General features: G+C 73.0%; 18 protein-coding genes and 1 pseudogene. 13 read left to right on the top strand and 6 right to left on the bottom strand.

Annotated elements, in window-relative coordinates; translation table 11 throughout:
- The first annotated feature begins 85 nt into the window (after positions 1–85).
- Positions 86–295, top strand: a complete 210-nt coding sequence (locus G7075_RS21235; RefSeq protein WP_240917573.1) for a hypothetical protein — start codon at positions 86–88, stop codon at positions 293–295.
- A gap of 77 nt (positions 296–372) precedes the next feature.
- On the opposite strand, the gene G7075_RS11955 is transcribed toward G7075_RS21235, so the two are convergent.
- On the bottom strand, positions 373–972 hold the full coding sequence (locus G7075_RS11955) for a TetR/AcrR family transcriptional regulator (RefSeq protein WP_166122053.1): 600 nt from the start codon (positions 970–972) through the stop codon (positions 373–375).
- Positions 973–1,033: 61 nt separating this feature from the next.
- Between G7075_RS11955 and G7075_RS11950 the strand changes: the two genes are divergently transcribed.
- The 3 genes from G7075_RS11950 to G7075_RS11940 all read left to right on the top strand — a co-directional run bounded on the left by G7075_RS11950 (position 1,034) and on the right by G7075_RS11940 (position 4,559).
- A complete protein-coding gene (locus G7075_RS11950; RefSeq protein WP_166122051.1) occupies positions 1,034–1,534 on the top strand; it encodes a MarR family winged helix-turn-helix transcriptional regulator in 501 nt (166 codons plus the stop codon).
- The gene (locus G7075_RS11945; RefSeq protein ID WP_166122049.1) at positions 1,531–3,207 is read left to right on the top strand and encodes an MDR family MFS transporter; all 1,677 of its coding nucleotides are present in this window, start codon (positions 1,531–1,533) and stop codon (positions 3,205–3,207) included. Before G7075_RS11950 ends, G7075_RS11945 begins: the two co-directional genes overlap by 4 nt.
- 881 nt (positions 3,208–4,088) lie before the next feature.
- The gene (locus tag G7075_RS11940) at positions 4,089–4,559 is read left to right on the top strand and encodes a DUF1697 domain-containing protein (RefSeq protein ID WP_166122047.1); all 471 of its coding nucleotides are present in this window, start codon (positions 4,089–4,091) and stop codon (positions 4,557–4,559) included.
- A gap of 79 nt (positions 4,560–4,638) precedes the next feature.
- Here the strand turns inward: G7075_RS11940 and G7075_RS11935 are convergent, their stop codons facing one another.
- Both G7075_RS11935 and msrA read right to left on the bottom strand, forming a co-directional pair.
- The gene (locus G7075_RS11935; RefSeq protein WP_205860486.1) at positions 4,639–5,277 is read right to left on the bottom strand and encodes a cation transporter; all 639 of its coding nucleotides are present in this window, start codon (positions 5,275–5,277) and stop codon (positions 4,639–4,641) included.
- A gap of 62 nt (positions 5,278–5,339) precedes the next feature.
- Positions 5,340–6,035, bottom strand: coding sequence for a peptide-methionine (S)-S-oxide reductase MsrA (gene msrA, locus G7075_RS11930; protein WP_166122044.1), 696 nt, complete (start codon positions 6,033–6,035; stop codon positions 5,340–5,342).
- A 159-nt stretch (positions 6,036–6,194) separates the two neighbouring features.
- Between msrA and G7075_RS11925 the strand changes: the two genes are divergently transcribed.
- From G7075_RS11925 to G7075_RS11895, 6 genes are all read left to right on the top strand, one after another.
- Complete coding sequence (locus G7075_RS11925; protein ID WP_166122042.1) at positions 6,195–7,070, top strand: GNAT family N-acetyltransferase; 876 nt, start codon at positions 6,195–6,197, stop codon at positions 7,068–7,070.
- A gap of 49 nt (positions 7,071–7,119) precedes the next feature.
- Entirely contained in the window at positions 7,120–8,298 is a 1,179-nt protein-coding gene (locus G7075_RS11920; RefSeq protein ID WP_166122040.1) for a cystathionine gamma-synthase, read from the top strand.
- A gap of 113 nt (positions 8,299–8,411) precedes the next feature.
- The gene (locus tag G7075_RS11915; RefSeq protein WP_166122038.1) at positions 8,412–9,365 is read left to right on the top strand and encodes an intradiol ring-cleavage dioxygenase; all 954 of its coding nucleotides are present in this window, start codon (positions 8,412–8,414) and stop codon (positions 9,363–9,365) included.
- Between the two features lie 55 nt (positions 9,366–9,420).
- Positions 9,421–10,743 (top strand): glutamate mutase L, encoded by a 1,323-nt coding sequence (locus tag G7075_RS11910; RefSeq protein WP_166122036.1) that lies wholly within the window; start codon positions 9,421–9,423, stop codon positions 10,741–10,743.
- Between the two features lie 118 nt (positions 10,744–10,861).
- A complete protein-coding gene (locus G7075_RS22820; protein ID WP_371814061.1) occupies positions 10,862–12,685 on the top strand; it encodes an ABC transporter permease in 1,824 nt (607 codons plus the stop codon).
- Between the two features lie 27 nt (positions 12,686–12,712).
- Positions 12,713–13,567, top strand: a complete 855-nt coding sequence (locus tag G7075_RS11895; protein WP_166122032.1) for a PhzF family phenazine biosynthesis protein — start codon at positions 12,713–12,715, stop codon at positions 13,565–13,567.
- A gap of 196 nt (positions 13,568–13,763) precedes the next feature.
- On the opposite strand, the gene greA is transcribed toward G7075_RS11895, so the two are convergent.
- Together greA and G7075_RS11885 are read right to left on the bottom strand one after the other, a co-directional pair.
- Complete coding sequence (greA, locus tag G7075_RS11890) at positions 13,764–14,252, bottom strand: transcription elongation factor GreA (RefSeq protein WP_166122030.1); 489 nt, start codon at positions 14,250–14,252, stop codon at positions 13,764–13,766.
- 220 nt (positions 14,253–14,472) lie between these two features.
- On the bottom strand, positions 14,473–14,808 hold the full coding sequence (locus G7075_RS11885; RefSeq protein WP_166122028.1) for a DUF4307 domain-containing protein: 336 nt from the start codon (positions 14,806–14,808) through the stop codon (positions 14,473–14,475).
- 131 nt (positions 14,809–14,939) lie between these two features.
- Here G7075_RS11885 and mca point away from each other — a divergent pair.
- Positions 14,940–15,877, top strand: a pseudogene (mca, locus tag G7075_RS11880) (mycothiol conjugate amidase Mca).
- Entirely contained in the window at positions 15,874–16,155 is a 282-nt protein-coding gene (locus G7075_RS11875) for a hypothetical protein (protein ID WP_166122026.1), read from the top strand. The pseudogene mca and the gene G7075_RS11875 overlap by 4 nt, the downstream one beginning before the upstream one ends.
- A 14-nt stretch (positions 16,156–16,169) precedes the next feature.
- Here G7075_RS11875 and G7075_RS11870 read toward each other — a convergent pair whose 3' ends face one another.
- Complete coding sequence (locus tag G7075_RS11870; protein WP_166122024.1) at positions 16,170–16,883, bottom strand: hemolysin III family protein; 714 nt, start codon at positions 16,881–16,883, stop codon at positions 16,170–16,172.
- A 171-nt stretch (positions 16,884–17,054) separates the two neighbouring features.
- Between G7075_RS11870 and G7075_RS11865 the strand changes: the two genes are divergently transcribed.
- Positions 17,055–17,819 carry an isoprenyl transferase gene (locus G7075_RS11865; RefSeq protein WP_166122022.1) on the top strand — a complete coding sequence of 255 codons (765 nt, stop codon included), beginning with the start codon at positions 17,055–17,057 and terminating at the stop codon, positions 17,817–17,819.
- The last annotated feature ends 48 nt before the right edge of the window (positions 17,820–17,867 follow it).

Below are 17,867 nucleotides of genomic sequence, written 5' to 3'. Positions count from 1 at the left end.
CCCCCACGAGCGGTACACCGCCAGCCCCAAGGCCACTCCCGCCCCGACCCCACTGCCCGGAAGGGCCACCGTCACCCGGCGCGTCGTGGCTGCCAACGGGCACGTCAACCTCGGCGGCGACGCGGTCACCAGCATCGGCAGCGCCTGGGCCGCAGCCACCGTCACCATCGTCCGGGACGGCCACGACGCCGTCATCACCCACGACACCCTCGTCATCGCGCGGATACGGATCGACCCCCGCCACCGCTACCAAAACCGCAGCACCTGGAAACCCACACTGTCCGAAAGGTCCTGACACACCCCGTCCGAAACGTCCTGTCACATGACACCGGGAAAAACCGGCGGGTTCACACACGTTCGCGAAGTGGGGGCTCAGCGGAGGCCGGCGGCGTCGAAGGCGGTCGCCAGCCGGTCGGCGAGCGAGCCCTCCTGGCCGGCGAGCCGGTGCTGCTGGTAGGCCGCGCGCACCGCGGCCATCGCGACCCGCGCGGTGAGGCCCGGCAGGAGGTCGCGCGCGGGGTCGGTGCCCGCCCGCGCGTAGGCGGCATCGACGAGGGCGCTCTCGAAGCGCTCCCCGGCCCCGGCGGCCCGGGCCGCGAGCTCGGGGGAGCGGGCGGCGAGCTCGCTGCGCATCCGCCACAGGTCGCGGTCGGCCTCCAGGGCGCGCACGTGCTCGGTGAGCACGGCGCGCAGGGCCTCCGCGGGTGACTCCTCGGCGGGACGGGCGAGGACGGCGGCGTGGGTGGCCGCGGCCCGCCCGGCGTCGGTGTTGACGAGAGCGTCCTCCTTCGTCGCGAAGTAGTTGAAGAAGGTGCGCGGCGAGACCTCCGCGACCGCGGCGATCTCCTCGACGGTCACGGCCCCGACGCCGCGCTCGACGGCGAGGCGCAGTGCGGTGGTGTGCAGCCGCAGGCGCGTCTCCTCCTTCTTGCGGTCCCGGAGCCCCGGCCCGGGACCCGCACCGGTCGTCATGCGCCCAGTATGGCCCTGTGCTGGATTTTGCACAGAGTGCAGAAAGATATATGCTTGTGTCATGCAACCAACCGCTGACCCGCTCGTCACCGAGCACCTGTCGGCGATGTTCGGCCTCCTCGCCCGGGCGCACCTCGTCGACGGCCCGGTGAGCCGCCCGGAGTACACGCTCCTCGCGCTCACCGCCAAGCGCGGCGCCGGCCGGGCCTGCGACCTCGCCGACGCCGTCGGGCTCGACCAGTCGACGACCAGCCGCCGGGTGAGCACGCTCGTCGAGCGCGGCTTCCTCGCCCGCACGCCCGACCCGGAGGACCGTCGCGCCCAGCTCGTCGACCTCACGCCGACCGGGCGCGAGGTGCTCGAGGACGAGCGCCGCCGTCGCGAGGAGCTCGTCGGCATCGCCCTCCACGACTGGTCCGCCGCCGACCGCGCCACCCTCGCCGAGCTCCTCGGGCGGCTCCAGGCCGCCCTCAGCGAGGTCGCCGCCGACCACCCCGTCCGCAGCGTCGCGGGCCCCACCACCACCACCGGTACGCCCGTCCGTGAAAGGACCCCCGCATGACCACCGCCACCACGACGGCCACGCAGCCGTACAGGCTCAGCCCGGAGGCCTCGCGCGTCTTCGTCGGGCTGATGCTCGGCATGCTCGTCGCCTCCGTCAGCCAGACCATCGTCGGGCCGGCGATGCCGCGCATCGTCTCCGAGCTCGGGGGGATGGACCACTACAGCTGGGTCGCCACCGCCGCCCTCCTCGTCTCGGCGATCACCGTCCCGATCGTCGGCAAGTTCTCCGACCTCTACGGCCGGCGCGGCTTCTACATCGCCGGGCTCGTCGTCTTCATGGTCGGCTCGCTCGTGGCCGGCTTCGCCCAGAGCTTCTGGGTGCTCGTCGCCGCGCGCGCCATCCAGGGCCTCGGCATGGGAACGGTGATGCCGCTGTCGCAGACCATCATCGGTGACATCATCCCGCCGCGTCAGCGCGGCAAGTACCAGGGCCTCATGGGCGCCGTCTTCGGCGTCACCTCGGTCGCGGGTCCGCTCGCGGGCGGCTTCATCACCGACCACTGGGGCTGGCGCTGGCTGTTCTTCGCCGGCATCCCGATCGGTGTCGTCGCCACCGGCTTCATCCTGCGCTTCCTCCACCTGCCGCACGAGCGTCGTGAGGCGAAGGTCGACAGCTGGGGCATCGCCACGCTCGCCATCGGGCTCACCGCGGTCCTGCTCGCCACCTCGTGGGGCGGCACGTCCTACCCGTGGGGCTCGGCGACCGTCATCGGGCTCTACGTGGTCGGCGTCGTGGGTCTCGTCGCCTTCGTGTTCGCCGAGAACCGCGCCGAGGAGCCGGTGATCCCGCTGCGCCTCTTCCGGTCCCGCGTGTTCACGGCGGCCAACATCGCGAGCTTCGGCCTGGCCATGGTGATGTTCGGCTCGATCATCTACATCCCGGTCTTCGCCCAGGGCGTGCTCGGCGTCGACGCGACGAACTCCGGCCTCATCCTCGCCCCGCTCATGGTCGGCCTCATCGTCATGGGCATCCTCACCGGGCTGGTCATCACGAGGACCGGCGTCTACAAGCCGTTCATGGCCGTCGGTGTCGTCGTCATGGGCGCCGGCATCTGGCTGCTGACCCGGCTGACCTTCGACTCCACGCAGACCCAGCTGACCCTGGCCATGGTCGTGCTCGGCATCGGGATCGGGATGGCGATGCAGCAGTACACCCTCGTCGTGCAGAACGCGGCCGAGAAGCGCGACCTCGGGGTGGCGACCGCCTCGAGCCAGTTCTTCCGCAACGTCGGTTCGACGGTCGGCATCGCGGTCTTCGGCACCGTGCTGACCAGTGGCCTCGGCGGCGCGATCGCCTCGCACCTCCCGGCCGGGGCGGCCGCCTCGATGCCCGAGGGTGCCGCGAGCGCCGGGTCGGTGCTCGACCCGTCCGCCCTGTCCCAGCTGCCGCCCGCCGTCGCCACGGCGGTCCGCCAGGGCCTCGCCGACCAGCTGCACCAGGTCTTCCTCATGGGCCTGCCCATCGTCGCGCTCGTGCTGCTCGCGACGCTGGCCATCCAGGCCATCCCGCTGCGCGACAGCAACCACGAGGAGACGCCGGCCGAGACCGCCGAGGAGCTCGGGCACGAGCTGCTCGACACGTTGTCGTCGAGCGCACCCGACCACGACGGCGCCCGGCGCCCCGAGACCGCTCCGACGGGCAGGGCGTCGGAGCCCGCCGGCGTGCGCTGACCCACCGGTCGCCACGTCGGGACGAGGCCCCCGCTCCACCGAGCGGGGGGCCTCGCGACGTCGCTCCTTCCCCGTCGATGACCTTCTCCGGACCCGGCGACGGCAAGGGCAATGACACCTGCACCTCGCTGGCCTGCCTGTGACCCCGGCGACAGGAAGAGCCGACGAGCTGCGGATGCGTTCTCGGACGACCTTCCGACGGGTGCCGCAACTTCTAGTGGTCGTGGCGCCGCTCAGTCACGTCTCGCGGGCGCCGGCCGACAAGATCCACGACTCGCTTCGGCAACATGGGTTTGCACGATCTATGCGGCCAACCCGGGCTATGGAAGTTCTCGGGTCAATGGCTACGGTTTTCAATCATGCTCAGGGACCGGCTATCTCCAGACATCGATCAAAGTGACGATTCAGTCCTACAAAGGCTTGGGCCTGTGGACGAATCGCGCTTCTCTCAGTGCGTCATCCACGAACCATGCCTGGCTCGAAAGGTCAACGGTCTACAACTGCACCGGTGCCGGAACGTATACCTACCGCGTGATCACGGACGGATGGGCGAACTACGACGTGCACGAGGCGATTCAGTCTGCTCAATACATCACTTACTACTGCTGAGAGATGAAAGCTTTCCGCCGCGTCCGAGAGCTGGTAGGCCGGGACCTCGCCCACGGAGCGCTACGTCTCCCGTGGGTTCACCGGCCGACGCACGGTGAAGAGCTCCCCGCCTTCGACAAGAGCATCCGCACGGGCCGGGGCACGTATGGCCCGGGGTCCGTCGGCCCCGGGCGCGGAGCATGGTGGAGGCGAACGCCGCAACCACCGCGAGCAGGGATGGGCGAGCGACCTCTGCCGCCGACTTTCGACGAGGACGCCTAGAGTCAGGCCCCATGAGCGTCCGGGTGGGCTTCCTGCGTGCCGTGAACCTCGGGAAGCGGCGCGTGCCGATGAGCCGCCTGGTGTCGGTCTGCGAGGACCTCGGGTTTGCCGACGTGTGGACCTGGGTCAACAGCGGCAACGTCGTCTTCGACACGACGGGGTCACGGGTCTCGGTCGAGGGGGCGTTGGAGTTGGCGCTGGAGGACGAGTTCGGCTTCGAGTGCACGACCTTCGTCCGGACCGTGGCCGAGGTGCGCAGCGCCCTCGACGCCCGGCCCTTCCCGGTGGAGGCCGGAGACACCCACTTCGTGACGTTCCTCAAGAAGGCCCCGGAGCGGCCGCGGCGAAGCAGCTCGAGGCCCTCTCGGACCACTTCGAGACCCTCGTCGTCGACGGCGCCGACGTGCACTGGCGGATGCGCGGGAAGTCCACCGACTCCCGGCTCACGAAGCGGGACTGGGAGAAGGTCCTCGGGCCGCTGAGCAGCACGAGCCGCAACGTCACGATGCTGACGAAGCTCGTGGCCAGGGCCGACGCGCGGTAGCCGCGCGCCGGGAGGCGTCAGCCGACGTCGCCGGCGATCGCCCGCGCGGCCAGACGCTCCTCCTCGCTGACCTCCCAGACCTCCCGCGCGGCGATCACCGCGAGGGCGACGATGGCCAGCCCGAGGACGAGGTCCGGCCAGCCGGAGCCGGTGGCGGCCGTCACGCCGCCCATGACGATGATCGCGACGCCCACGAGGACGTCGTTGCGCGCCGACAGGAAAGCGGCCCGGCTGAGGCTGCCGCCGTGACGGTGCACCCGGGCGAGGAGCCAGGCGCAGGTGCCGTTGACGGCGATGGCGCCGAGCGAGGCCAGCACGAGCGGGACGACCCGCGGGGCCACGGGGTCGCCGAGGCGCTGCACCGCCTGCCAGCCGGCCACGGCCGCCGGCGCCAGAAGGACGGCCGCCATCGCCTTGCCCATCGCCGCCCTCTGCGCGAGCGGCCACCCGAGGGCGAGGACGACCAGCAGGTTGACGGCGGTGTCCTCGAGGAAGTCGGCGCTGTCGGCGAGCAGGGACACCGAGCCGGAGACCAGCGCCAGGGTCAGCTCCACGCCGAAGTACCCGAGGTTGAGCAGCGCCACGAGCAGCACGACCAGGCGCAGGTGCGCGACGTCGAGGGGGCCGGCCGCCGGGTCCCCGTGGTCGTCGGTCACCCGCGTCACGCTAGCCGCGGTGGTGGCCCGGCCGGGTGGTTTCCCCGGCCGGGGTGCCGGGCTCAGGCCGGCGGCAGCACGTCGGTCTGGGCGGGCAGGTTCGCGACACCGACGGGGCAGGTCAGCCCGTTGGGGCCGTGGTTGCAGTAGCCGCCGGGGTTCTTGTGGAGGTACTGCTGGTGGTAGTCCTCCGCGTACCAGAACGGCCCGGCCTGCTCGGCGCTCGCGATGCTCGTCGTGATGTCGCCGCGACCGGCCTCGGTGAGCACGCGCTGGAAGGCGACGCGGGTGGCCTCGGCGGCGGCCGCCTGGCCGGGCGTCGTCGTGAAGATCGCCGACCGGTAGGCCGTGCCGACGTCGTTGTACTGCCGGTTGCCCTGCGTTGGGTCGTGGTTCTCCCAGAACGCCTTGAGCAGCAGCTCGGGGGAGGTCTGCGTGGGGTCGTAGGCGACGAGGACGGCCTCGGCGTGCCCGGTCCGTCCGGTGCAGGTCTCCTCGTACGTCGGGTTCGGGGTGTAGCCGCCCATGTAGCCGGCCGCCGTCGTCACGACGCCGGGCAGCTTCCAGAAGATCCGCTCGACGCCCCAGAAGCAGCCCATCGCGACGTACAGCACCTCGGTGCCGTCGGGCCACGGGCCCTCGAGTGGGGTACCGAGGACCTCGTGGGTCGTGGGCACCGGGAAGATGCGGTGGTCACGGCCGGGCAGGGCCTCGTCGCGGGTGGGCAGGGTCGTCTTCGCCTTCGAGCCGAACAGCATGTCCCGTCCAACGCGCGGGGATGGCACGGTGTTCCTCGTGACCGACCTCGTCCCCGTCTCGGGCCTCGACACCGACCCCGAGGACGCCGCGCGCTTCGACACCTGGGCCCGGGTCCTCGCCGACGCCGCGCACCACGACCAGGGGCAGGACCACGACGCGTGGACCGCCGAGGAGCTGCGCGCGCTCGAGGCATCCCCTCGAAGACCCGCCTGCAGGTGCTGGCCGTCGACGACGAACAGCCGGTCGGGGCGGCCGGCGTCATCGCCCCGCTGCTCGACAACGAGAGCACGGCGCTGGTGTTCGCCTCCGTGCTGCCGGGGCTCCGGCGCCGGGGCGTCGGCGACCGGCTCGCCGGGTGGGTCGGGGAGACCGCTCGCTCCCTGGGTCGCACGACGCTGCACACCGAGACGCAGTGGGGCGCCGACACCGACGAGGACCCGCACGGGCCCTGGGTCGAGCGGCACGGGTTCGCCCCGGCGCAGACGGTGCTGCGCTCGGACCTCGCCGTCCGGGACGCCGTGCTGCCGGATGCGGAGGCCGCCCCCGGGTACCGGCTCGAGACCCACGTCGACGTCATGCCCGAGGCCGACCTCGCCGACCGGGCGACCCTGGCCCGCCGGATGTCCACCGACGCCCCCCTCGGCGACCTCGAGCTCTCCGAGGAGGAGTGGGACGAGCACCGTGTCCGGGGCGAGGACGAGCGCACGCGGGCGATGGGGCGGCGGGTCGTGTCGACCTTCGTCCGCGACCTGGCGAGCGGCCGGCTCGTCGGCTACACGAGCATCCAGGTGCCGCGGGACGCGCCGGCGCTGGCCTTCCAGCACGACACCCTCGTCCTGCGCGAGCACCGCGGGCACGGGCTCGGGTTGGCGCTCAAGGCCGCCACCCTCCGGGCGCTCGCCGACGCCGTGCCCGAGGTCGCCACGGTGCGGACGTGGAACGCCACCGACAACGCGCCGATGCTCGCGGTCAACGTCGCGATGGGCTTCCGGCCGAGCGGGCGGATGCGGCAGTGGCAGGCCCACCTCGACTGACCCCGGGCCGCCGTCATCGGGCCGGTGGGGGAGCCCCTACCCTCGGAGGATGACTCTCGACGACCTCGGGTTCTCCTCGCGCGCCATCCACGCCGGGCAGGAGCCGGACCCCACGACCGGCGCCGTCGTGCCGCCCATCCACCAGGTGAGCACGTACAAGCAGGACGGTGTCGGCGGCCTGCGCGGCGGCTACGAGTACTCGCGGTCGGCGAACCCGACGCGCACCGCCCTCGAGGAGTGCGTCGCGGCGCTGGAGCGCGGTGAGCGCGGCTTCGCGTTCGCCAGCGGCCTGGCCGGGGAGGACACCGTGCTGCGCGCGCTGCTCGCCCCGGGCGACCACGTCGTCGTCCCCTCCGACGCCTACGGCGGCACCTACCGCCTGTTCAACCGCGTCCTCAAGCCGTGGGGCGTCGACCACTCGATCGCCACCGTCGCCGACGTCGCGTCGGTGCGCGCGGCGGTGCGGCCCGAGACCCGGATGATCTGGGTCGAGACGCCGACCAACCCGCTGCTGGGCATCGCCGACATCGAGGCCATCGCCGCCGTCGCGCGCGAGGTCGGGGCGCTGCTCGTCGTCGACAACACGTTCGCGTCGCCGTACCTGCAGAACCCGATCGCGCTCGGAGCCGACGTCGTCGTGCACTCGACGACGAAGTACGCCGGCGGCCACAGCGACGTCGTCGGGGGTGCCGTGGTGGTGGCACCGGGTGCCACGACGCGTGACGGCGAGTCGGTGTCCGAGCGGATCGCGTTCCACCAGAACTCGATGGGCGCCGTCGCCGGCCCGTTCGACGCCTGGCTCGTGCTGCGCGGCCTCAAGACGCTCGCCGTCCGGATGGAGCGGCACTGCGACAACGCGGAGGCGGTCGTCGACTTCCTGCAGTCTCACCCCGGCGTCACCGCGGTGCACTACCCGGGGCTGCCCGACCACCCGAACCACGACGTCGCCGCCCGCCAGATGAAGCGGTTCGGCGGGATGGTCGCCTTCCGGGTGCGCGGTGGCGAGGACGTCGCGGCCAAGGTGTGCGCCGAGACCCAGCTGTGGACCCTCGGGGAGTCGCTCGGCGGCGTCGAGTCGCTCATCGAGCACCCGGGCCGGATGACCCACGCCTCGGTCGCCGGCACCGAGCTCGAGGTGCCGGGCGACCTCATCCGGCTCTCGGTCGGCATCGAGGACGTCGAGGACCTCGTCGCCGACCTGCGCCAGGCGCTCGACCGGCTGACCTGACGCGGGCGCCGGCCGCCGCAGCGGTCACAGGGAGTGCACAGCGGGCGCACACCGGACGGCTCGGTGGCCTTCCTACGGTCGTCGGGACGACACCGACCACCGGAGGACCACCCATGAACAGCACCGACTCCACCCGCCCGACCTACGAGGGGCGCCCGCTGCCCCGCCCCGAGGACGAGGTGGTCGACCAGGGGCTGGCCTTCGACCTCGGCACGCTCTTCGACCGGCGCCGGATGCTCGCCGTCATCGGCATCGGGGCCGCCGGCACCGCGCTGGCCGCCTGCGGCAGCAGCTCGTCCGGGAGCGGCTCGACCGCCACCTCGTCGAGCAGCGCCTCGGCCACGAGCAGCGCGACGGCGAGCGCCACCGCGACCGGCACCCTCACCGAGATCCCCGACGAGACGGCCGGCCCCTACCCGGGTGACGGCTCGAACGGTGCCGACGTCCTCGAGCAGAGCGGCGTCGTGCGCGCCGACATCCGCAGCAGCTTCGGCTCCTCGACGACGACGGCCGAGGGCGTGCCGATGACCCTGACGCTGACCGTCCTCGACATCGCCGCCGGCGGTGGGCCGATGGTCGAAGCGGCCGTCTACGTGTGGCACTGCGACCGCGACGGCAACTACTCGATGTACTCCGACGCGGTGAAGGACGAGAACTACCTGCGCGGCGTCCAGGTGACCGACGACGCCGGCGCCGTGACCTTCACGAGCATCTTCCCCGCGTGCTACTCGGGCCGCTGGCCGCACATCCACTTCGAGGTCTACCCGGACGAGGCGAGCATCACCGACTCCACGAAGGCCGTCGCGACCTCCCAGGTGGCGCTGCCGAAGGCCACCTGCGACACCGTGTACGCGACGAGCGGGTACGAGCAGTCGGTCTCCAACCTCTCGCGGCTGTCGCTGACGAGCGACAACGTCTTCGGCGACGACGGTGGCGTGCACCAGCTGGGCACCGTGTCGGGGAGCGTCTCCGCCGGGTACGCCGTGGCGCTCACGGCGCCGGTCGACACCACGACGGCCCCCACGGGCGGGTCGATGGGCGGTCCGGGCGGGGCGCCGCCCCGCTGACGCCACGACGGGGCGGGCCGCAGCCCGGGCGGGCCGGCCACTAGGGTCTGGGCCCGTGGGTGCGGTCCTGTGCGTCGACGTCGGGTCGACCTTCACGAAGGCGCTGCTCGTCGGCGACGACGGGGCGGTGCTCGGGAAGGCGTCGCACCCGACCACGGTCGGCACCGACGTCATGGACGGCGTCGACGCCGTCCGCGCCGAGCTGGTCGCCACCGCCGACCCCGAGCGCACCCTCCTCTGCTCGAGCGCCGGCGGCGGCCTGCGCCTGGCCGTCGTCGGCTACGAGCGCGAGGTCACCGCCGAGGCCGGCTTCCGGGTCGGGCTCTCGGCCGGCGCCCGGGTCGTGCACGTCGCCTCCGGACCGATGACCGGCGCCGACGTCACCGCCCTGCGGGCCGCCCGACCGGACGTCGTCCTGCTCGTCGGCGGCACCGACGGGGGCAACGCCGACGTCCTGCTGCACAACGCCCGGCGCCTCGCCCGGGCCCGCACCACCGCACCGGTCGTCGTGGCCGGCAACGCCCGGGCGGCCGACGAGGTCGCCGCCGAGCTCGCCGCCACCGGCCGCCGGCACGTCGTCACCGCCAACGTCCTGCCGCGCATCGGCGAGGTCGACCCCGAGGGCGCCCGCTCGGCCATCCGCGAGGTCTTCCTCCGGCACGTCATCGGCGGCAAGGGCCTGTCCCGGGGTCGGGGGTTCGCCGAGCTCGTGCGGGCGGCCACCCCGGACGCCGTGCTCGGGGGCGTCGAGGTGCTCGCCGCGGTCCGGGGCGAGGACGTGCTCGTCGTCGACGTCGGGGGTGCGACGACCGACGTCTACTCCGTCATCACGCCACAGGGCGAGGACGCGACCATCCACCGCGAGGTCGTCGGCACCGTCTGGCACGCGCGGACCGTCGAGGCCGACCTCGGGATGCGGTGGAACGCCGAGGGCGTGCTCGAGGCGGCCACGCGCGAGCGACTGCCGGTGGCCGACGGCGTCGCGCGCTATGCCGCCCGCGTCGTCGAGGACACCGGCCACGTGCCGGCCGGCGCCACGGACTGGTCGCACGAGGAGGCCCTGGCCCGGTCGGCCGTCACGGTCGCCCTGCGCCGGCACGGCCGACCGGCACCCGGGGAACGGCCCCGGCCGCTGGCCGACGTCGGGCTCGTCGTCGGGTCCGGAGGGGTGCTGCGGCACGCCGCACCGGAGGTGGCCGCCCGTGTGCTCGACCCGGCGCTCACCGACCACGGCGGTGGCTGGCGGGTGCCCGACCGGGCCGAGGCCGTCGTCGACCGCGACTACGTGCTCTTCGCCGTGGGCCTGCTCGCCGCCTCCGACCCGGCCCGCGCCCGCGCGCTCGCGGCGCGCCTCGCAGGACGCGCCGAATTCGGGTGACGTCTGTCGGTGCTCCCCTCTAGCGTCGGGGGATGAGTGAAGCCACCGCTCCCACCGCCCGGGCCCGCCTCGACGTCGTCGTCCTCGACCCGGCAGGGCACCCGTTCTGCCTCGTCCGATGAGCGCGCCGGCCATCGAGGCCGTCGACCTCGTCAAGCGCTTCGGCGACTTCACCGCCGTCGACGGCGTCAGCTTCTCGGTCCCTGAGGGCAGCGTCTTCTCGATGCTCGGGCCCAACGGCGCGGGCAAGACCACGACGGTGCGGATGATGACGACGCTGTCGGTGCCCACGAGCGGCACCGGCCGGGTCGCCGGGCTCGACGTCGTCCGCGACGCCGATGCCGTCCGGCAGCGGATGGGCCTGACGGCCCAGTCGGCCACCGTCGACGAGCTGCTGACCGGCCGCGAGAACCTCCGCCTCGTCGGCGACCTCTACGGACTCGACCGCGCCACGGTGCGCCGAGTGGCCGACGAGCTGCTCGAGCGGTTCTCCCTCGACGAGGCCGGCGACAAGGTCGCCAAGGAGTACTCCGGCGGCATGCGGCGCCGCCTCGACCTCGCCGCCAGCCTCGTCGCCACCCCGCCCGTGCTCTTCCTCGACGAGCCGACCACCGGCCTCGACCCCCGCAGCCGGGTCGAGCTGTGGGGCGTCCTGCGCGACCTCGTGCGCGACGGCACGACGCTCTTCCTCACGACCCAGTACCTCGACGAGGCCGACCAGCTCGCCGACCGCATCGTCGTCGTCGACCACGGGAGGGTCATCGCCGACGGCACCCCCTCGAGCTCAAGGACCGCTCCGGCAAGGCCAGCCTGGTCGTCGCGGTCAGTCGGGGCGAGGAGGTCGCAGCGGCCGCCGAGATCGTCCGCGCCGAGGTCGGCGAGCTGCACGTCGACGCCGACGCCCGCCGCATCACCGCCCCGCCGAGGGGGTCGCCGCCCTCACCCGCATCGCGGCGCGGCTCGACGAGGCCGGCATCGAGCTCGACGACATCGGCCTCCAGCGGCCGAGCCTCGACGACGTCTTCCTCTCCCTCACCGGTCACCGGGCCGAGGACGCCCCCGCCACCGCCGACGCCGACACCCCCGAGGAGGCCGTGCGATGACCACCGCGCAGCAGCACTTCCAGGCCGTGCACCCCGCGGCCACCCGTCCCAACCCGGTGCGCCAGGTGTGGGCGCTGGTCCGGCGCAACCTCACCCACATCAAGCGCCAGCCCGAGATGCTCACCGACGTCACCATCCAGCCGGTGATGTTCGTGCTGCTCTTCGCCTTCGTCTTCGGCGGGTCGATCTCGATCCCGGGCGTCGACTACAAGGAGTGGCTGCTGCCCGGGATCATGGCCCAGACGATGACCTTCAGCGCCTTCATCGTCGCCATCGGGCTCAACACCGACCTCGGCAAGGGCATCGTCGACCGCTTCCGGAGCCTGCCCATCGGCCGCTCGTCGGTCGTCGTCGCGCGCAGCGTCTCGAGCATCATCCACTCGATGATCGGCATCGTCGTCATGTCCGTCACCGGGCTCTTCGTCGGCTGGGGCATCCACGAGGGCGTGCTGCGCGGGCTGGCCGGCTACGGCCTGCTCGTCCTGTTCGGCTTCGCGATGATCTGGGTCGGCATCCTCTTCGGGTCGGCGCTGCGCTCGGTCGAGGCCGTGCAGGGCGTGATGTTCACGACCGTCTTCCCGATCACCTTCCTCTCCAACGCCTTCGCGCGCACCGACGTCATGCCCGACTGGCTGCGCTTCCTCGCCGAGTGGAACCCGATCAGCGCACTCGTCCAGGCCCTGCGCGAGCTCTGGGGCAACGACGGCATCCCGCTGCGCGAGGGCGCCGCGCTGCCGCTGCAGCACCCGGTGCTCACGACGGTCATCTGGGCGGTCGGGCTCTCGGCCGTGCTGGCGCCGCTCGCCGTCCGCGCCTTCGTGGCCCGCACGAACGACTGACGCACCGGCGCGTGGTTCGATGACCGCGTGACCGCCGTGCGCCTCGTCGACGTCTTCTCCGACCGACCGTTCCGGGGCAACGCCCTGGCCGTGCTCCACGACGCCGACGACCTGTCCGACGACGAGATGCTCGCCGTCGCCCGGTGGACCAACCTCTCCGAGACGACCTTCCTCCTCGCTCCGACCCACCCGGAGGCCGACTACCGCGTCCGCATCTGGACGGTCGGCGGTGAGCTCCCGTTCGCCGGCCACCCGACGCTCGGCAGTGCCCACGCCTGGCTCGAGGCCGGTGGGGTGCCCCGCCGTGGGGGCGTCGTGGTCCAGGAGTGCGGCGCCGGGCTCGTCGAGGTCCGCCGGGGCGATGCGTCCGGCGCCGGGATGCTGCGGTTCGCCGCCCCGCCGCTGACCCGGTCCGGCCCGGTCGAGCCCGCCGAGGTGGCGCGGGTGGTCGACGCCCTGCGCCTCGACCCGGCCGACGTGCTCGAGGCGGCCTGGGTCGACAACGGCCCCGGGTGGCTCGGGCTGCTGCTCACGACACCGGACGCCGTCCTGGCCTGCGACCCCGACCGGGCCCGGGCCTCCGGGATGAAGGTCGGGATCGCGGCGCGCTACCCGGACGGCGCCCGCGACGACGGGGTGGACCTGGAGGTGCGGGCCTTCTACTCCGACGACCGCGACTTCGGCGAGGACCCGGTCACCGGCAGCCTCAACGCCGGCCTCGGGCAGTGGCTCGTGCCGGCCGGCCACGTCCCGTCGCGCTACGTCGCCGCGCAGGGCACCGTCATCGGCCGGGAGGGGCGCGTGCACGTCGAGGTCGTCGACGGGGTCACCTGGGTCGGCGGCGCCACCCGCACCCTCGTCACGGGCGCGCGCCCCGCCTGAGGCGTTCCACCGACCGGCGTCCGCGCGCCCATCCGGACCTCGTGCGACGTCGGGGCGGTTTCAGCCGCCGGGTGGCGCGTCGAAGCGCACGCAACCCGCACGGAGTCGCGTCCCCGGCGGCAGCAGCCCGCGCCCGGATGCAGGTCGGCCCGGCACCCTCGATGGAGGGGCCGGGCCGACCGGGATGCCGCGGGCGTCAGCCGGTGTAGGGCGTCGCCTTGAGGATCTTGACCGCGATCTCCTTGCCGTTCGGGGCGGCGTAGGAGACGGAGTCGCCGACCTTGTGGCCGTTAACGGCCGCGCCGATGGGCGACTTCTCCGAGAAGACCTGCATCGAGGAGTCGGTGATCTCGCGCGAGCCGAGGAGGAACTCCTCCTCGTCACCGAACATGTCGACGGTGACGATCATGCCGGGCTCGACGATGCCGTCGTCCTTCGGCGTCTCGCCGATGACCGCGTTCTCGAGCAGCTGGGTCAGCTGGCGGATGCGGGCCTCCATCTTGCCCTGCTCCTCCTTGGCCGCGTGGTAGCCGCCGTTCTCCTTGAGGTCGCCCTCCTCGCGCGCGGCCTCGATCTTCTTGGCGATCTCGGTGCGCCCGGGGCCGGTCATCTCCTCGAGCTCGCCCTTGAGCCGGTCGTACGCGGCCTGGGTGAGGAAGCTCTGGTTGGTCGTCGTCTCGGACACGGGTGATCAGCTCCTGCGGTACGGGGGCGCCGGACCCTCGCGGGGAGCGCCGAGGGTGCTACGGCAACGGGCCCGGGCCGACCGCTGTGTGTGTCAACGGTTCGTCGGACCCAGACCCGAACGTGAAGCCGTCAGTCTAGCAACGCCCGGCCCGGGAAGCACATCCGTCTCCACAGGTCAGCCGCCCTGAGCATCCCGTGCGGACGCCCGCAGCCGGTGCTCAGCCGCCCGACGGGACGCGCGTGCACGACTCCACGACACCCGTGACCGCTCGCGCGCTGGTGCGTACCTCGACGACCCGGTGCACGACGGCCGGCCCGGACGCGGGCACCTCGTCGGACACCACGCCGACCCGTCCCTTGCCGGCGTCGAGGCCGCTGACCCGGCAGGTGACGGCAGTGCCCTCCGGCCGGGCGAGGTCGTACCCGACCCGCACGAGGGAGTCGGACTCGACCTTGTAGCCCGTCACCGACGGGACGACCTGCCCCGAGGTCGTCGTCCAGCCGTACCAGGCGACGACCCCGACGGCGGCCAGCACGCCCAGGAGAGCGAGCACGGCACGGCGTCCGGACGGGTTCCGCGGGTCGGGCAGCGGCACGGTGCTCCTCGGGACGTCGTCGGGCAGTGAGAGGATGGAACCCGTCCATTCTCGGGTACGCCCGAGACCACTGCACCGAAGGGTCCCGCATGTCCGAACGGCTCCGGCTCATGTGCGTCCACGCGCACCCGGACGACGAGTCGAGCAAGGGCGCGGCGACGATGGCCAAGTACGTCGACGCCGGCCACGAGGTCCTCGTCGTCTCCTGCACGGGGGCGAGCGCGGCGACATCCTCAACCCGCGCCTCAAGGAGGACATCCACATCCTCCGCGACCTCGCCCAGGTCCGCCGCGACGAGATGGCCCGCGCCCAGGAGATCCTCGGGGTCTCGCACACCTGGCTCGGCTTCGTCGACTCCGGCCTGCCCGAGGGCGACCCGCTGCCGCCGCTGCCCGAGGGCTGCTTCGCGCTCGAGCCCCTCGAGGTCACCGCCGAGGCGCTGGTCCGTGAGATCCGCCGCTTCCGTCCGCACGTCGTCACGACGTACGACGAGGACGGCGGCTACCCGCACCCCGACCACATCATGTGCCACGACGTGTCGGTCGCCGCGTTCGAGGCGGCCGGCGACCCCGCCCGCTTCCCCGACGCCGGCCCGGCGTGGCAGCCGCTGAAGCTCTACTACAACCAGACCTTCAGCCGCGCACGCATCGAGGCCTTCCACGAGGCGCTCACCGCCCTCGGCGAGGAGAGCCCGTACGCCGAGTGGCTCGAGAACTGGAACCGGCCCGAGCGCGCGGTCACCACCCGCGTCGAGTGCTCGGCCTGGTACGACCGCCGCGACGCCGCGCTGCTCGCCCACGCCACCCAGGTCGACCCCGACGGCACGTGGTTCCAGGTGCCGCGCGAGGTGCAGGCCACGGTCTGGCCGGTCGAGGAGTACGAGCTCGCCGCCTCCTACGTCGAGGTGCCCGACGACGAGGACGACCTGTTCGCCGGCCTGCCGACCGACGTCGACGAGGCCGACGCGCTCGCGACCTCCGGGGCGCTCACCCTCGTCCACGACTCCCGAACGGAACGCGCCGCATGAACGACACCCCGCCCGACGTCTCGACGGGCTTCCTCGCCTTCATCGCCTTCGTGTTCCTCGCGCTGGCCCTGTGGTTCCTCATGCGGAACATGAACGCCCGCATGCGCCGGATGTCCTACCGCCAGCAGCGCGCGCACCGCGGCAAGGACGACCCGCAGGCCGGGCCGGAGGAGGTCGACGGCGACGTGGGGGCCGGTGACGCCGGGCCCGTCGGAGGCGGCCCCGGCAGTGGAGGCCCCGGCAGTGGGGGCCCCAGCGGGAGCGGCAGCGGGGGCTGACCCCGCCGCGGCGCTCAGGCCGTGGGGCCGGTGAGGGCGAGCGAGGCGGCCACGAAGTGCGCGGCGAAGGCCAGCACCGTGAGGGCGTGGAAGACCTCGTGGAACCCGAACCAGCGCGGCGAGATGTTCGGCCGCTTCGTGCCGTAGACGATCGCCCCGATGCTGTAGAGCGCCCCGCCGATGACCACCCAGGTCATGACCGCCGCACCCGCGTGCTGCAGGAGCGGGCCGAAGTAGAAGACCGCGACCCAGCCGAGCATCAGGTAGGCCGGCACGTAGAGCCAGCGCGGGGCGCCGGCCCAGAAGACGCGGAAGAGCACGCCGAGCACCGCGCCGGTCCAGACGATGACGAGCATCCGGCGGGCCTGGTCGGTCGGCAGCAGCAGCGCGAACGGCGTGTACGTGCCGGCGATGATGAGGAAGATGTTCGAGTGGTCGAACCGGCGCAGGAAGCCGCCGACCCGGGGGGACCACGTCCCGCGGTGGTAGACCGCCGAGGTGCCGAAGAGCAGCACGGCGGTGCCGGCGAAGACGGCCGCCGACACCTTGCCCTCGGTCGTCGTCGCGAGGACGACGAGGATGATCCCGGCGACCAGCGCCACGGGCGTCATCCCGAGGTGCAGCCAGCCCCTCAGGTGTGGCTTGACCTGCTGGAGGGCGGCCTCGACACGGCTCTCGAGCCCCTCGAGACGGCCCCCGTCGGGCGTGCTCGGCTCGGGTGCGTCCATGGCCCGAGCGTAACCTACGCGACCGTAGGTTGACAGCCCGTCGTCCCGGCCCGTCGGCGTGAGGCGCGGCACGCCGGGCCGGGCCGCCGGGGTGCCGCACGGAGTAGCGTGGGCCGCGTCGTCCCGGGGTCCCGTGGCGCGGCGGTCGGAGCAGGCGGGAGGACGTGGGGCATGCGCCGGCTCAGCGACGTCGTCTACGCGGCCTACGCCCAGCGGCTGACCCGCCAGCTCGACGCCTCGTCGGTGCCCCGCCACGTCGGGGTGATGCTCGACGGCAACCGGCGCTGGGCCCGGGCCCGCGGCGCCGGTGCGAGCGAAGGGCACCAGGCCGGGGCCGACAACATCGCCAACCTGCTGACCTGGTGCGACGAGGCCGGCGTCGAGGTCGTCACGCTGTGGCTGCTCTCGACCGACAACCTCAACCGCCCCGAGAAGGAGCTGCGGCCGCTGCTCGGCATCATCGAGAAGGCCGTCGAGACCCTCGCCGGCGCCCACCGCTGGCGGATCCACCCGGTCGGCGCGCTCGACCTGCTGCCGGCCGCCACCGCCGCCCGCCTCAAGGCCTCCGAGGACCTCACCCGCGACGTCGACGGCATGCTCGTCAACGTCGCCGTCGGCTACGGGGGACGTCGCGAGATCGCCGACGCGGTGCGCTCGCTGCTGCAGGAGCAGGCCGAGAAGGGCATGAGCATCGAGGAGCTCGCCGAGGTCATCGACGTCGAGCACATCGCCGAGCACCTCTACACCAAGGGCCAGCCCGACCCCGACCTCGTCATCCGCACCTCGGGGGAGCAGCGCCTCGGCGGGTTCCTGCTCTGGCAGAGCGCGCACAGCGAGTTCTACTTCTGCGAGGCCTACTGGCCCGACTTCCGCCGGGTCGACTTCCTCCGGGCGCTGCGCGCCTTCGGCGAGCGCAACCGCCGCTTCGGCACCTGAGCCGCGGCGCCTGACCTGCGGCGTCGTGCCGGTCCGACGCCGGACGAA

Origin of the sequence: Phycicoccus sp. HDW14, assembly GCF_011383005.1 — a bacterium.
Taxonomy (GTDB): domain Bacteria; phylum Actinomycetota; class Actinomycetes; order Actinomycetales; family Dermatophilaceae; genus Phycicoccus.
Note: the sequence above shows the minus strand (reverse complement) of the source record. Positions and strands in the feature narration are given on the sequence as shown.

Excerpts from the sequence above, each read along its gene's own strand:
- G7075_RS11955 (WP_166122053.1), bottom strand. The coding sequence starts at position 972 with ATGACGACCGGTGCGGGTCCCGGGCCGGGGCTCCGGGACCGCAAGAAG.
- G7075_RS11950 (WP_166122051.1), top strand. The coding sequence starts at position 1,034 with ATGCAACCAACCGCTGACCCGCTCGTCACCGAGCACCTGTCGGCGATG.
- G7075_RS11945 (WP_166122049.1), top strand. The coding sequence starts at position 1,531 with ATGACCACCGCCACCACGACGGCCACGCAGCCGTACAGGCTCAGCCCG.
- G7075_RS11940 (WP_166122047.1), top strand. The coding sequence starts at position 4,089 with ATGAGCGTCCGGGTGGGCTTCCTGCGTGCCGTGAACCTCGGGAAGCGG.
- msrA (WP_166122044.1), bottom strand. The coding sequence starts at position 6,035 with ATGCTGTTCGGCTCGAAGGCGAAGACGACCCTGCCCACCCGCGACGAG.
- G7075_RS11920 (WP_166122040.1), top strand. The coding sequence starts at position 7,120 with ATGACTCTCGACGACCTCGGGTTCTCCTCGCGCGCCATCCACGCCGGG.
- G7075_RS11915 (WP_166122038.1), top strand. The coding sequence starts at position 8,412 with ATGAACAGCACCGACTCCACCCGCCCGACCTACGAGGGGCGCCCGCTG.
- G7075_RS22820 (WP_371814061.1), top strand. The coding sequence starts at position 10,862 with ATGAGCGCGCCGGCCATCGAGGCCGTCGACCTCGTCAAGCGCTTCGGC.
- G7075_RS11875 (WP_166122026.1), top strand. The coding sequence starts at position 15,874 with ATGAACGACACCCCGCCCGACGTCTCGACGGGCTTCCTCGCCTTCATC.
- G7075_RS11870 (WP_166122024.1), bottom strand. The coding sequence starts at position 16,883 with ATGGACGCACCCGAGCCGAGCACGCCCGACGGGGGCCGTCTCGAGGGG.
- G7075_RS11865 (WP_166122022.1), top strand. The coding sequence starts at position 17,055 with ATGCGCCGGCTCAGCGACGTCGTCTACGCGGCCTACGCCCAGCGGCTG.